This is a genomic window from Flavobacterium sp. SORGH_AS_0622 (assembly GCF_030818825.1).
In the GTDB taxonomy this organism is placed as follows: Bacteria; Bacteroidota; Bacteroidia; order Flavobacteriales; family Flavobacteriaceae; genus Flavobacterium.
On the sequence record NZ_JAUTAX010000001.1, the window covers coordinates 3,398,016 to 3,413,816 of the forward strand.

The following is a 15,801-nucleotide window of genomic DNA, read 5'->3' on the forward strand; positions in this document are numbered from 1 at the left end:
TTTCTAATGAAAAATTTCAGATTTTCACTTACAATTAAAATCAGAAATATTCTAAAACAACAAAACAGAAAATGATCTTTTGGACCAATTTCTGTTTTTAAATTCGATTAGAATGCAATCAAGCAATTCTAATTAATGCTTTCTGTTCTTAGAAACTTTTTTAATTAAAAATAACCGCATGATTTTTTTCTAATCGTTCTTCTGAAAATGCTTTTTTGGCTGTAAAAGTTTTTCCTTCAGAGCGTTTTACATCGCCTTGATATTGCATACTAAAACTCACATCATTCTCACTCGAAGTCAGTACTCCATCTTTATAATAACTGGCAGTACCTTTTCCTGTAAAAATAACTTTATACAACTGGCCATTTTCTATCACTTTAAAAGTCCCGCCTGATGGTCTAATACTGATACCATTTTTAACCGACATTCCTCCTTTTTCAGAATTAATATTTTTACCGATCAAAGATTGTCCCCATTTTGTAAAAGTATAAGCAGTTGCTTCTGAATAACCGCCAAAGGCATAATCTCCTTTTGATAAATTATTTTGAAGGGAAGAAAACAATTCAAAATAAACTACTGCCCCCTTCTCTTCTCCAGAAATCGACTTTGATTTTAATGAAAAATCAATGTTATATGCATTTCCTCGAACGCCGAAATTTTCAAGATAACCCTGCGATAACTCGACACTTTGATTCCCTATTTTTAAAAAACCTTGATTTACATTTCCATTGGAGTTTTCCTCATCATCCTGGGAACAGGAGGAAAATAATGTTATGAAAACCAGCGCTAATAATTTGATACTGTTACTCATATCTTTATGATTAAATTTTTTATACTAATAATTCGTTTTCATAATCAGGGAAAGTAAATCAAATTCCTGTCCCTGATTTCAAACTTATTTAACTATGATTCTAGTAGATAGTCCTGTTTTTAGGCTTTTGATGAAATAACTTCCTGATGCAAGATCTGATATAGAAATATCTGTTTCAAAACCTGCTGTATCCAATTGTTTTATTAGAAGTCCGTTCATACTAAAAATTACTACGCTGTCATAATCAATGCTGGATTTCAAGGTAATTTTACCAGTTGCAACTGTTGGGAATGCATAAAAATCTCCTAACTTTTTCCATCGTCCGTAAAGCGTAAAGTTTTCTTTCTGTTTACTGTCAAATCCACTTATTTCTTTTCCGTAAGCGCTGTCAGAATACCATCCTAAAAAACGATAACCTACGCAAGAAGCCTCTTCAAGTTTATAAACAGTTCCTGTTTCTACGCTTGCTTTATTAGGATTAACTGTTCCTGATGGTAAGTTCATATAAGAGATATTATAGAAAGTAGGCGGCACAACCTCATCGGCTTTGTTATTACCTCCTGCTCCCCAAAAAGCATATAAAACTTGGTTTCCTGTTGCAGTAACTGCAATTTCTTTTAAAGAATTAGGCACTGTGGCAGAAGCCGACCATCCGAAAAATGTGTACCCTTTTAAAACTGGAACGGGCAGCGTTAACAATGTACCCTCAGTATATTCTAGGGGAGTTAAACCCGTTAAAGCTTTACCGTCAATTGAATTCATATAAGAAATTGCAGATTTTACAACTGGTTTTGCGTCGGGTTTGTTGTTTCCGCCTTCGCCCCAAAAAGCATAAAACACCTGATTTCCTGTTGCTGTAGCCGGAATACTTTTAATTAATCCAGGCGAAGTCGCTGTACTTGACCAGCCAAAAAAAGTATATCCTTCTAATTTTGGTGTTCCTAAATTGGTAACTGATCCTTCCATAAATTCAGCTGGTGAAAGGGTTATGGGTTTTCCATCGATAGAATTCAGATAATTTATTGGTGAAAATTTAGAATCTGCTTTTAACCATCTCGGATCTCCCAAAGCTCCGCCGCCGATACCTGCTGCTGCTAATGGAGAATTTTTAGAAAAACTAAAATTTCCCTGTAGTGGATTAGGATATGAAAGTGCTGTCATACCTAAACCTGTCAATGTTTTAACATTGGTTTCTGTAACGGCAATAGTTCCTTTTGTTGATTGAGCAGATACTCCTGTAAAAAGATTGTTGTCTAAAACTGCCGTTCCTGCGCCATTGACATTGTTAGAATAGAACATATAAATCGCTTTCGGATTTTCACGTTCGTCCTGCATAATATTATTCTTGAAGGTGAAAGTTGATGTTTTACTGTATTGATTATCTATAAATACAAAACCATTTCCTTCCTGACTGCAGGCATTATAAATTGTATTATTTTCGATCGTTACATTTATTGGCTCGTTTACATTATCTTTTTTCTGAAGAATTATAAAGTTGTTTCCTTTTGAATAATTGAAAATGGTCGAGTTTTTAATCGAAACCGAATTTACTATATTTGAATCTGGCTGAATAAAATTACCTCCCTGAGCGCTGCTTCCGTCAATTAAACAATTATCTAAAGCAATTTTTGAAATTGGATGGTCGCTAGCTCCTTCTGTTATTAATAAACTTTGTTTGATTCCTTTTATCGAAGCGTTTTTAATTTCAAAATTAGACAAACCTGCTCCTTTTTTAAACTGCATTACATTAGAATCAGCATTTGTGAAATCAAAATCTACACCATTGAAACTGAAACTTCCGGAGAAGATTTCTGGATTTTCTGAATAAAAAGATCCAGCAAAAACAGGTTTTGCACCTTCATCTGGAACAAATGTATATTTATGATTTTTCACCGCTAGCGGAGTACTGGCTGTGTACGTACCGCCAGCCATAATAAACTTTGTACCATCTTCTGCTGCATTATATTTCTCAACAAAATTTTGCGGATTTACATAAACATCTAAACTTCCGTTTTGAGTTGACGTAATACTATACACAAGGCTGTTGATGTAAACTTCAATATTGGTATAAATGCCATCAACTGTTTTTAAATTACCATCGGCAGCACTTGCAGGATTCAATCCTTTTTCTGTTTCCCATTTATCCGGCATACCGTCTCCGTCTGTATCTAAAGGTGCTTCGCCAGTAGGAAGAACCGGCCATCCGCCAGCTGCTGATGGCGTATCGATATAACCGTTTGTACTTCCGTTACCGCCATTCATAACACTTGCAGTTCCAGAGCGAGTATCATCTACTGCTCTTTTATCTACAGCATCTCTGTATAAATTGGCACCTGCATTTTCTAAAACCAATTCATAAGCTTTTGTCGCACTGTGTGTCGTAATTTCGCCAAAAGGATGCGGGGCTTCAATTTTAACTTCTTCTTTATCAGCATCACTTACTGGCAGCTGGCTGCTATGAAACTGACTGTAAACACCATAAGTCCAGTTATCCTGAGTAGTTCTTGGAGACCCGACAACATAGTTACCATCTACATAATATTTACCCCAGATTCCATATAATGGAGAAGTGGCATCTAAACTTCTTCCCGTTGATAAAATACGTTCTTTAGTAGAATTAGAAGTTCCAGGGCCTGGTTTCCAGTAATTATTAACCAGATTCACATTCATAGCGTCTCCGCCGTAACAACTGTTTCCTCCCCAGTTGTATATGACGTTGTTACGAATATCAACTAAATCGGTTTTTGCAAAAATATCGTTAGCATATTCTCCCAACCTTGGATTACGGCTGTCATGATGCGCTAATAAATTATGGTGAAAAGAAGCATTTTTACCTCCCCAAACACCACCGTAACCGTGAGCTCCTTTGGCATGAACTGAATTACGTAGACTTTCGGAAATGATACACCATTGAAGCGTAAAGTTTTCATTTTGGTAAAAAGAGACACATTCGTCTGTTGACCAGCTCATCGAACAGTGATCTACAATAATATTTTTTTGGAAACGTCCGCCTAATGCATCATTTTCTACATCATGAGTATCTCCCATTCTAAAACGTAAATAACGAAGAATTACATTATTTCCTCTTACTTTAACATTGTAATCTTTTATCGTAATACCACCGCCTGGCGCTGTTTGTCCCGCAATAGTGATATTATCTGTAATATTTAATTCACTTTTCAATTCGATATTTCCCGAAACTTTAAAAACAACAATTCTAGGACCTGCCTGATTTATGGCATCACGAAGAGAACCTGCTCCCGAATCATTTAAATTGGTTACATAAATTAGTTTTCCGCCGCGGCCTCCTGTTACGTATTTACCGTAACCTTCTGCTCCTGGAAATGCTGGAACAGTTTCTGTGCCTCCTCCAGTACTTTCTTTTTTAACTTCAATCTTTCCTTCTCCTGTAAAAAACTCAGGATTTGTGATTTTGTCATAAAGTCCTTCTTTAAAATCTACTCCATTTATAGTAAGCTTTTGAACATTCAAAACAGTATTTAATACCGCTTTTCCATTAGCCGTTATATTCAAATTTAAGTTTGACCCTGCGGCGCGTTCATGACTAAAAATTACGTAATTATCCTGACCAACGTTTATTGTTCCAGAACCAAAAGCATTTGCAGATGCTCCATCAATTGCAGTTGGATAATTTAATGCTGGGAATTTTGTACTTTTTTGAGTTAAATCCCAAGTTCCGATAAATTCGCTGTTGTCTCCTTTTAAAAGTAAAATACCTGTATTGGCAATAACGCCTTGACCCGTATTCATCGGAATAATATTTCCACTTCCAGAAATTGGTCCGCTTAGAGTCATTATGGTTTGATTGGCTATTCCGGAAATCATTTCAAATTTCACGTTTCCAGAGACTACTATTGGAGCTTCTAATGTCATTCCTGCACCGCTTGTATTATAGTATACGCGTGTTCCGTCTTTAAAAATTAAATTTCCTGTAGCTTTATGAGCACCTCTTAATCGAAGTGTACCAGCGCCAGAAAAAATAATATCAGCTGGAAAAACAGTAGCTGTTGTTTCTATTTCTTTTGTGCTTGAAACAGTTTTACCCGCAGTAGGCATTTCAGCTGGACTGAAATTTGCTGCATTATCCCAGCTTTTATTTACTGCTGCTGTAAATTCATAATCAAAATTTGTTGGCGGAGTTACTTCGTCAGGTTTGTTGTTTCCTGCTGTTCCCCAAAAAGCGTATAATGTTTGATTTCCTGTTACAGTCGCTGCAATTTCTTTTAAAGAATTGGGTACTGAAGCCGAAGCTGACCATCCGAAAAAAGTGTAACCTTTTAAAGTTGGAACTGGCAGTGTTAGGGCTGTACCTTCAGTATATTCTATTGGTGTTAAACCTGATATAGCAGTACCATCAATCGAATTTAAATAGACAATAGATGATTTAACAGCTCCGCCAATTGTCATATTGATAGTGCTTACATCACTTAATCCGCCATATTCATTTGCAGCTTGTATGGTATAAGCATAAGTACCTGCTGTTTTAGAAGTTTCTACGTAACTTGCTTCAGTCGTAATGGCTAAAATCTTTCCGTCTTTACTCACAACATAACATATTGCATATTGATTTTCATCCCATTTTAAAGTGTTATTTTCAGCAGCAATAAGATTGGCTGGTTTTGTAACTTGTTCTACAACTCTGCGCGGATCCCATTTATCTGTACCACTCAGCACATTTTCGATTGTGAATTCATCTGCTTGAGCTTTTGTCAAAACTGGATTATAATTTCCTGTCTGCGAAATGCCGTTTACTGTAAATGTATTGGTTCTATTATCAGTATTAACGGCAATTCCGTTTCCGTTTACACTATTGTATTCTGCAAAAAGTGCCGGATAAGTTCCCATATTTGCCCATCCAAGTACATTGGGTTCATTTATCATTTTGGTATTGAGATAAACTGCTCTTGGTGCGTTCTGCCACGGACGCCCTAAATAATAACTGCCTGAAGCGGTAATGGTATTATTATTAAAGATATAACCATATTGTGTAGCTGCATCGTGGTTTGGTGCTACGATATAACCGGGTGCAACAGAAACCAATTTACATTCTTCAAACCAATGTGTTCCTCCTCCGCAGATAAAATCGACATCTCCTTCGATTGTTGATTTATAATAAAAACTTCTTTTTCCGCCTGTTACCTGCGTATCTTGTTTACTTCTTAATCTAATTCCGTTATAAACATTTCGATCTCCTGCGGGATTTAGTGCAGGTTTTTGTCCAGAATTTATAATTCCGTCTTTGTGTTCTATCGTAATATTTTCCATGTATAAATCATTGGCTTCGATAGAGAGAACGGCATTTTTAATTCCCTGACCTGGATTTCCCTGAAGGATTACTTTGTCTTTGGATTGTGCAACCAAAGAAACATTGTTTTTTCCTGATGGAAGTTTCAATACAATATCCTGCGGATTTGTACCATCTCCACCCAAATTATAGGTTCCGTTGGTAATTAAAACCAAAAATCTCGATGCAGAATTATTAGGCGCTGCGTTAAATGCTTCGGCTATGGTTTTTACATATTTTCCAGAAGCCAGCTGTTCTGTAGTCGCATCAGCATCGACAATTAAATCAAATTTTCGTTTAACTGGAATTGGTTTGTCCATTGTTTTAAACGATAAACTAATCGCGTCACCATTATTACCGGAAAGGTCTTTTACAAATCCTGCAGGTATACTAAAAGTATATTGTTTATTATATTCTAATCCGAAATAACTAAATTTTACCGTTTTATTTACGAATTCGGCAGTTAGATTTTTTCCGTTTAAAACTGCTTGTCCAGAACCTAATTGAACTTGTTCATTAAAGTTCAGAATGATATTTCCATTTGCTCCAACAGCTAATGACGCTTCTGCTGGAAACGAAGATTCGAGAATAGGTGCGTTTGTATCTGTAACCAAAACCTCATCGGCTTTAATCATCACATTAGATAAAATCGTAGCCGTTACATCTACAGCAGATCCGTGTTTGGGTCCGTTAATATTTGGAAACCATCTCAGGTATATTTTTTCTTTACCTTCTGCTTCAGCAGGAAGAATTCCTCCAATAGAAGTAATTGTATTAGTATTGATGGTCGTTAATGCCGAAACATTAACAAAATTTACGCCGTCTAATGAATATTGAAAAGTCCATTCATCAGCTCCATAATAATAGCCAAGCAGTCCTGAGGCAACATTAATATTTTTATAACCAACTGTAGAAAGCGTTGTCATAAAATAATAGAAATTTCCTCGCTCTGTATTCCAGACGCAAACCCCATTTTTTCCGCCTCTGTTTTGAAGTCTTACATTAGGTGCAAACACATTGTCGGCAACATTGTAAGCAAATAATTGAGGTTTATTTTCTATTTTAGAATAAAGTTCTGCTACTCTCGGATTAGCATATTGGTCATTTTTGAATGTCCATCCCGCAATAAAATTTTGATTGGCATAAGTTCCTGTAACTGTTTGGTTTTGATCCATAACCACAGAAGTACTTAGCGAAGTAGAACCATCAGACCAATTGCTGAATTTAATAATATCATTTTCAACAGCTGTAATGGTAACATTTGTTCCTTTTTCGTACACCGAAAATGCACCGTCTTTTCCGGCTGGAGCAATAGAATAATCTCCTAATCCGAATGCTCCATTAACATTAACAGTCAGGTTATAAGTTGCAATTTTTTCGTACTCTGCAATAAGAGTTGTATTGTCATTAATGGTATAAGTTAAAGGATTTGCTGTTGAAACTACAGCGCCTTTATCATCTATCCATTGTTTAAAATTATATCCAAAGTTTTTATTGGCAGTTAATTTTAATTCGGTTCCTTTTGCAAATGTGCTTCCTCCAGGATTAGTGACAACAGTTCCTGATGAAGCTGGATTAACGCTCGTGGTTAGTTTATAAGTAACCGCATTAGAATTTTCGGTTATTTTTTCAAAGTAATCTAAATTGAATAAATATCCCGTTCCTAATCCAGTAAAAACCAGATACAAATCGTATGTACCTGTGGTTGGCGTAATGGTGGTAGAGAACTTTTTATAATCAGAAAATCCAGTACTTCCAGAGACAACAGCGGTTCCTATTAAAGTTCCTGTTGCTGATCCTAACCTCAATTCGATATTACCTCCTGCCGAACCCGCGGCGACGATATCAAAACGAGTTACAAATTCGGTAAACTGGACGGCATTAAATTTAATCCACGTATTATTTTTAATGTAACCTACGTTTCCTCCTCCCGAAAGAGAAGCATTGGTTTCTGCCCTCGCTCCCGAAGCCTGATTAAAAGTTTCGGCTTCAATTCTCTCAATGGTCTGAGAGAACCCCATTACTGTAAACAGTATGAGGAATAGGTGAATAAATTGTTTTTTCATTTGGTTTTTGGTTTTAGTTAGTAATAGTTTGTCAAAAGAGTTTTTATTCTTCTTCACACTCTTTTGACGGTTTATAAAAATTTTAATTGAATTCTTTCATTCCTTCAAAAACAAGTCTTGCTACTTCTACAGCACCTTTGGTTTGAAAGTGTGTATTGTCTTTTTGACCATTCGGATAAGCTTCATATAATCCTGCAGGTAAATTCATAAAATAGTTTTCACTCACATAAGGCTGTCCTTTTTTTGTAAAAAAGTCCATTGATTTTTGGTTTAAATCGATAATCATTACATTCTTTTCTTTTGCAATTTCTTTTACAGCGTCAGGATATAAACCATGAATATTCTGCAGTTTACCTTCCTTCCACGGAAAATTTCTGGCTACGGGAGTTATCAAAATTGGTTTGGCTCCTTTTGCTCTTGTTTGTTCAATAAAAAGCCTTAAGAATTCTTTATATCCTTCAAGATTAACATAGCGTTCTGGTTTGTCTTCAGCTGCATCGTTATGACCAAACTGCATTAAAACCAAATCTCCTTTTTTGAGATTTTCATAAACAGAGCGCCATCTGCCTTCCTGAAAAAAAGTACGAGTGCTTCGGCCGCCTCTCGCCCTGTCATCTACAAACGCGCTGTCTGTTTTGATTAATTTATCGATCTTTTTTAAGCTGTCTTTGACTAAAAATTGCTGAAATACTTGTCCCCAGCCTGTAACTGGATATCTGACTTTCATGTAATCTTTTCCTTCTTCGTAATTATTGGCATAATCCGCTACTGTCGAATCGCCGATTAAATAAACTGTGGTTACCGCTTTTGATCTGGTAAAAGCCATTATTAAGACTGCTAGAGTCATGCTTACTAGTGGAATTACAAATTTTGTTTTCATATTATGTGCTAAATATTTTAGTTAAAAAATTGTCGATGTATTGAATTGTAGGCTCAAACCACGGATTAAAAAGACAAAATGAATGAGGAGAATTTTCAAATTCATGAACTTCAGAATAGATTCCGTTTTCATTCAAAACCTTTCTGTAATCGTCTCTTCCTGCGTGCATTCTTGCGATTGAACTATTGATAAATAATGTTGGCGGTGTTGATGCATTTACATAACTGAGAGGAGAAGCAGCTTCCCAAAGTTTAGGACTGTCTTTTCTGGAATAACCAAGCCAATAGGTTCCTGCCGAAATATTTTTACTATCATCTCCTTCACTGCTTTCAGAATGTACAAATGAAAGAGTGCCATCGATACTCACCACAGCATTAACCTGAGATTTTGAATTTGAATGGGTTACTACACCTTCAAAAAGCGGCATATTTGCTGTCGTGCCCATAAAAGCGGCCAATTCGCCTCCCGCCGAAAATCCGAGAGCAGTTATTTGATCTGGGTTGATGTTGTACTTTACTGCATTTTCTCTTACCCAGCGAATGCATGCTTTGAGATCGTAAATTGCTGCGGGAAAAAGCGCTTCTGTAGAAAGTCGGTATTCTGGGGTAAAACACACATATCCCAGGCTTGCGAGTTTTTGTGCCATTTGATGATGCTGCTGTCTGCTTCCAGAACGCCAGCCTCCGCCATGAATAATGATAATTGCGGTTTGTTTTTTCTGGGCATTTTTATCATAAAAAACATCCGATTTCATTTTACGTTTTCCGTAACTGCAATAAGTTATATCTGTTTTCTGCATCACATTATTAAAATGCAGTTCTGGAACTCTCGTCGTTTGCGGAAAATATTTAAGCGTTTTCTTAAAAGCACTTGCATTGGTAAACGAAGTATCCTTGACATTTGTAATGCCTTTTAAATACTGAGCGTTTATGTTTTGAAAGAAAATCATACAAACCCCAATAATTACTGCGCTAAGATTTTTATTTTGAAAATTCATTGTCCATATCTTTAACTTATTATGATTTATATGATTAAAAAATGAATTATTTAATTGCTGGTTTCCAATCTCTCAAAACAGCTTTCATCGAATAATCTTTTTTAAATTCTTCGGCTGATAATACATGAGACCATTTTACGCGGGAGTTTGTATTTCCTCCTGTCTCTGTAGACAAATATTCGGCATAAAAAGTGGTCTTTTCGGCTTCTGGTTTACCCCAGTTGTGCCATCCTTCTGGCTTAATGTGCGGTCCCATTTCGCATTTTAGAAAAACAGTTCGGGCATAATTGCGCCAAGGTCTTCCTAAATAATAAGTACTGTTTCCCGAATTTGTAGTCAACTTGCAATTCAGAAATACGAATCCATACGGATTAGATTGAGGCGTATTGGCTGCAGTTATGTATGAACCGCCTTTCTTGGCAAAGATTTCACATTGATCAAAAACAGCTGTCGAACCTCCAAAAATAAAATCGGTTGTTCCTTCGATATAACAATTTTTATAGTATTGTCTGCTGGTATCTGCACGCGGATAAAGTGTATCTTGGAAACCTAAAAATCTGCAATTTTCAAAAATAATTCGATCGCCGTCAATTCTCACTGCTACAGCTTGTCCTACTGGTCCAGATGAATTTTCGAAAGTTATATTTCGTGCTTTAAAATCGTTTGCTGTAATTATAAAACTGGCAGATCCAGAAGTTCCAATTGTTCCGCCTGCACCATTCGATTTGGAAGCATAATCATCATAAGTAAGAATTACTTTTTCCTTGCTTTCGCCTATTAAAGTAATATTGTTTTGGTCTAAAACTACTTCTAGTTTTTCTTTGTAAACACCGTTTTTAATGAAAATAGTAGTTTCGGTTGTTTTTAATAATGCAACCGAATTCAAGGCAGCCTGAACTGTTGTAAAATTCCCAGTGCCATTGGCATCTACAACAATATCGTACGATTTGAGTTCTTTTGGAGCTTGAGTTCTTATAGCATAATTTGCAAATGAAACATTCATAAAGAAAATCGAGACTGCTAAATATCTGAATAGTATCATTTTGTTTTCTGTTTTAATCCACAACTTTCACTTCTCCTTTAATCGACTCTAGAACTTTTAGATCTTTATTCATAACCATTTTCTTTCCGTTAGTTTTTAATGAAATATCTTTTGTTTCTAAACCGCCCACCCAAAACATCTGATTTTCTCCAGTAGATTTCAAGCCATCCAAACTCACATTCTGGCTATTAGAAAAACTTACTGCAATTCCTGGTTTGTCTAATCTTAAATCAAGATTTTTAAAAGCAATTTTGCTTGCGTAATTCATCTGAATACCTACATCTGAACGAATGATCATATTTTCAAATTCGATATTAGTAACTGGCATTTCGGGAATTCCCATAATTTTCAAAGCCTGAGAAGCTCCGTTTACATAGATGTTTTTAAAATACATATTTTTGAATGCAGGAGTTTCTTCTGAGATTGGTTCTTTTGCTACTGTTACTTCTCCTGTATCTTTATCTTCTGAGAGTGATTTTCCGAAATAGTACAAATTAAAATTGATGGCATCAGTCGGAATATTATTCATTCTGATGTCTTCCATCCAAATATTTTCAACCACTCCGCCTCTACCTCTAACTGACTTAAAACGAAGTCCGCAGTCTGTACCATTGAATGTGAGGTTTTTAACGAATATATTTCTAACATCTCCAGACATTTCACTTCCAATAGTAAAACCACCGTGTGCATGATAAACGACACAATCTGTTATTACAAATAATTCTGTTGGTTTTCCTCTGTCCCTTCCTTCTTTATCTTTTCCGGATTTGATACAAATCGCATCGTCACCAACATCAAAACGGCAGTTGGTTACCGATCCGATTCGGCAGGATTCTAAATCCAGGCCATCGCCATTTTGAGAATACCAAGGATTGCGAATCGTTAAATTGCGTAAAGTAAGATGTTCACACATTAACGGATTTACGTTCCAAGCAGGAGAGTTTTGAAAAGTCACTCCATCCAAAAGCAGCTTTTTGCAATTTACCAGACTTACCATAACTGGACGAAGCGCTTGTTTATAAGGCTCCATATTTTCTATAGTAGGCTTACTTGGAAGTTTATTTCTTTCTTCGTTTCCAATATAAGCTCCTTGTGACGGATACCAAATTTTGCCGTCTTTAGACAAAACACCTCCAGAATTAACCAATTCATTCCATTGATTACTGGTCATTTTACCCATTTTGACAGGCCTCCATACAGCACCATTTCCATCAAAAATACCTTGGCCTGTAATCGCAATATTTTCTAGGTCAACACCCATAATAGGCGATTCGCATCGAATTACTTTACTTCCTTCAAAATAAGACTCTATCAGCTTATATTGTTTTAAATCGCTTGTAAAAGAAATAAAAGCGCCATTTTGGGTATGAAGGTTTACATTGCTTTTCAGTTTTATAGGGCCTGTTGTCCATAAACCTTGCGGAATAACGACAACGCCCCCGCCTGACTCAGAACATTTGCTGATGGCATTATTTATAGCCGTAGTACAAAGTTCTTCGGTGTTTGGAACTGCCCCAAAATCAACAATGTTCAAAGTATCGGTTTTAAACTTCGGAATTTGTATCTCGGGCATTTTAAACGGAAGTTCAATTTTGGAAACATTTCTTTTTTCTGAAGATGCATTTTTAGCCGTAATTCCTTTATTATTGCTACATGAAATTGCCGTAAATACTGCTGCTGCAATAATAATAGTTGTTTTAATTTTTATCATAATCAATTGTAATTTGATGTCTTATTTTTTTTGTCTGAAAACATTTGCAGTTCAATTCCAGCCATTATAAACGGACCGACAGCTTTTGCATCATCATCTCTTATGGGTTCCGAAATATAGTATTCGAATGAACCGTCACGATCTTGAGGATTTTTTCCTCCTAATCCGGCAACAGCACAGCATTTGGTAATCGATATTGTTCCGTCTGGATTTTCTTTTATAAACTCTTTTAGAATTCCTTTGTAACCTTTTTGCGCCGATTTAAGGAATTTTTCTCCGACATAACCTTTGTTATAGGCTTTCGCAAAAGAATACACAAACATTGTTGAGCAGGTAGATTCCAAATAATTACCTTTTCGTCCCGGCTGATCCATGACCTGCCACCACACGCCTGTTTTAGAATCCTGTGCTTTTAGAACAGCTTCATATACCTTTTGAAGAATTTCTATTAAATTTTTTCTTTTGGGATGATTCTCTGGAACAAAATCTAATATGTCTACCAATGCCATACAATACCAGCCTTGTGCACGCCCCCAGACATGCGCAGAAGTTCCAGTATTTTTATCTGCCCAAAACTGAACTCGTTTCTCATCATAACCGTGAAAATTCAAACCTGTTTTGGAATCAAAAGTGTGTTTTTGAATAAGTTCTGCCTGTAGAATGGCATCATCAATTGCTTTTGGATCATTAAAAACAAATCCATATTGAGCAGCAAAAGGATCTGCCATGTAAACACCATCGAGCCACATTTGCCACGGGTAACTTTTTTTGTGCCAATAACCGCCATCAGAAGTTCTTGGATGCGTTTCTAATTGTTTGTGAAGCACATCCATTGCGATTTTATATCTCGTATCATTCGTTTTCTTGTAAATTTCAAAAAGAAGTTTTCCAGAATTCACTAAATCTAGACTGTATTTTTCAAGCTCGTAACCACCGCCAATTTTACCTTCTTTATCAATAAGCTGTTCTGCGTATGAAAGTCCGTAATCGTAATATTTTTGTTCTTTCGTATAATCATATAATTTCTGATTAGCAAGTGTGACCAAACCATTGGTGTAATTCCATTTTGGAAATTTTACACCATCAAGAAATACAGGATTCGGAACACGTTTTTGGTCAGAATCGGCCATTTTCTTTGCCCACTCGATTGGCGTTATTCCAGATTTTTCTTTTGATTTTAATTGTCCAAAGGATATTAGAGGACAAACAATCAAAAAGAATGCATAATATTTCATTTTTTCTTTCATAACTTCTTAATTACCTTCTACTCTAAACCAGTCATAATCGGCATAACTGCTGTCGTTTACCGCTTTTGTTCCTGCGGCAAATAGACCAATTTTTGCGCCGACCCATCGTCCTGCAACAGGTTTAAAAGAATCACCTAATTTTTTGAAATTCTTTCCATCGATACTGTAATAAAAAGTAACTCTGGCATCAAACGGTTCTTTGTTCTGAATCATCTCCACTTTAGCGCGAAGCTGTACTTCTTTTTTATTTATCAAAACTGAGGCAATATCTTTTTCACCTTCTTTGGCAGTTCTCGCATTTTTCATTGTGCGCTGCACCAGATTCAGAATTTCCTGTTTTATCCTGTTCGATTGCGATATAAGAATAGTCTTCACCAAATACAATTAAACCAGAACTGCTTACTCCTGCTTCTGGATTGTTCTCGAAAGTCAGTTTTGCAGTTGCTGTAAAATTATCGCCAGGGAATTTTTGCAGTAAAAGGTTGGGCGACATCCACATTGTTTTGGTATTTTCATCGCGCGGAATGCAGTTTAAACGCATAAATCCTAGATTTGCAGACGACCATCCCCAATGTTTAGCCGGGTCTTGATTGGCCTGCCACTGCCATTGTAATCCAAGTTGATGTCCATCAAATTCATCAGAAGAAACCAAGGGAGTTGCAGGATAGTTTTTGCCTACATTTGGTTTTGTCCATTCTAAAACCGGTTCGCCAATACCATCTTTATTAGAATCTATTCCCATAATCGGCCAGTTATCTTTCCAAGTAACAGGCTGTAAATTGACTACACGTCCATATGCCCAACGATCTTGAAAATGTATGAACCATCCATCACCATTTGGCGTTTCTACATAACCTCCCTGATGTGGTCCATTCATTACAGTATTTCCTTGATGCAAAACTATTTTAGACTCATAAGGACCCCAAACATTTTTAGAGCGCATTGCCAATTGCCATCCAGGTTTTACACCTCCAGCAGGAGCCATAATCCAATAATAACCATCGCGTTTGTACATTTTAGAACCTTCAACTGTTGTGTGGCCATTGTGTCCATCAAAAACCATTGCGGCATTGCCAATTAGTTTAGTGCCATCTGACGTAAGTTCAGACAGCATTAAAACTGTTTTTACATTGGCACGGCTTCCTGCAAAAGCATATGACAAATAAGCTTTTCCATCTTCATCCCAAAACGGACATGTGTCGATAATTCCTTTTGCTTCTTTGACTAAAACTGGTTCTTCCCAAACACCTTCTGGATTTTTGGTTTTGACCATGTAAATTCCGAAATCTGGATCTCCCCAATAGATGAAATATTCTCCATTGTGGTAACGAATAGAGGGAGCCCAAACGCCATCACCATGACGAACGGTGCGATAATGCTCAATAGGAAATTGATTTTGTAATGCATATCCAACCAACTGCCAATTTACCAAGTCTTTGGAATGAAGAATAGGAAGCCCGGGAATACTATTAAAACTGGATGCGGTCATATAATACCCCTCTTTACCTGCACATACATCGGGATCCGAGTAATCTACGTGTAAAATAGGGTTCTTATATTTTCCGTTTCCTAAATCGGCATTCCAGCCTTGAGCTTTTACTCCCAAATAACATAATAATCCAAGGGAAAGCAGTAATTGTTTGAATTTCATTTTTTAATTGTTTTTGATATAATTCATTGATTCGTTTAGGTTAATCAGCATCGAACAGTACATAGAAGTATCCTCAACCACAAGGATACTT

At 36.4% G+C, this 15,801-nt stretch carries 9 protein-coding genes; all 9 read right to left on the bottom strand.

Annotated elements, in window-relative coordinates; translation table 11 throughout:
• Positions 1–160: 160 nt before the first annotated feature.
• Positions 161–811, bottom strand: a complete 651-nt coding sequence (locus tag QE431_RS14320) for a hypothetical protein (RefSeq protein WP_307297062.1) — start codon at positions 809–811, stop codon at positions 161–163.
• Positions 812–895: 84 nt separating this feature from the next.
• Entirely contained in the window at positions 896–8,182 is a 7,287-nt protein-coding gene (locus QE431_RS14325; protein WP_307297064.1) for a pectinesterase family protein, read from the bottom strand.
• An 82-nt stretch (positions 8,183–8,264) separates the two neighbouring features.
• Complete coding sequence (locus QE431_RS14330; protein ID WP_307297067.1) at positions 8,265–9,062, bottom strand: rhamnogalacturonan acetylesterase; 798 nt, start codon at positions 9,060–9,062, stop codon at positions 8,265–8,267.
• 1 nt (position 9,063) lies between these two features.
• Positions 9,064–10,059: an alpha/beta hydrolase gene (locus QE431_RS14335; protein WP_307297070.1), complete on the bottom strand. Its 996-nt coding sequence runs from the start codon at positions 10,057–10,059 to the stop codon at positions 9,064–9,066.
• A gap of 46 nt (positions 10,060–10,105) precedes the next feature.
• Complete coding sequence (locus QE431_RS14340) at positions 10,106–11,101, bottom strand: pectinesterase family protein (RefSeq protein ID WP_307297074.1); 996 nt, start codon at positions 11,099–11,101, stop codon at positions 10,106–10,108.
• Positions 11,102–11,114: 13 nt separating this feature from the next.
• On the bottom strand, positions 11,115–12,812 hold the full coding sequence (locus QE431_RS14345) for a glycoside hydrolase family 28 protein (protein ID WP_307297076.1): 1,698 nt from the start codon (positions 12,810–12,812) through the stop codon (positions 11,115–11,117).
• A gap of 2 nt (positions 12,813–12,814) precedes the next feature.
• Positions 12,815–14,059, bottom strand: a complete 1,245-nt coding sequence (locus QE431_RS14350) for a glycoside hydrolase family 105 protein (protein ID WP_307297078.1) — start codon at positions 14,057–14,059, stop codon at positions 12,815–12,817.
• Positions 14,060–14,065: 6 nt separating this feature from the next.
• The gene (locus QE431_RS14355; protein ID WP_307297081.1) at positions 14,066–14,365 is read right to left on the bottom strand and encodes a hypothetical protein; all 300 of its coding nucleotides are present in this window, start codon (positions 14,363–14,365) and stop codon (positions 14,066–14,068) included.
• Positions 14,334–15,710, bottom strand: a complete 1,377-nt coding sequence (locus tag QE431_RS14360; RefSeq protein WP_307297084.1) for a glycoside hydrolase 43 family protein — start codon at positions 15,708–15,710, stop codon at positions 14,334–14,336. The genes QE431_RS14355 and QE431_RS14360 overlap by 32 nt, the downstream gene beginning before the upstream one ends.
• Positions 15,711–15,801 lie beyond the last annotated feature (91 nt).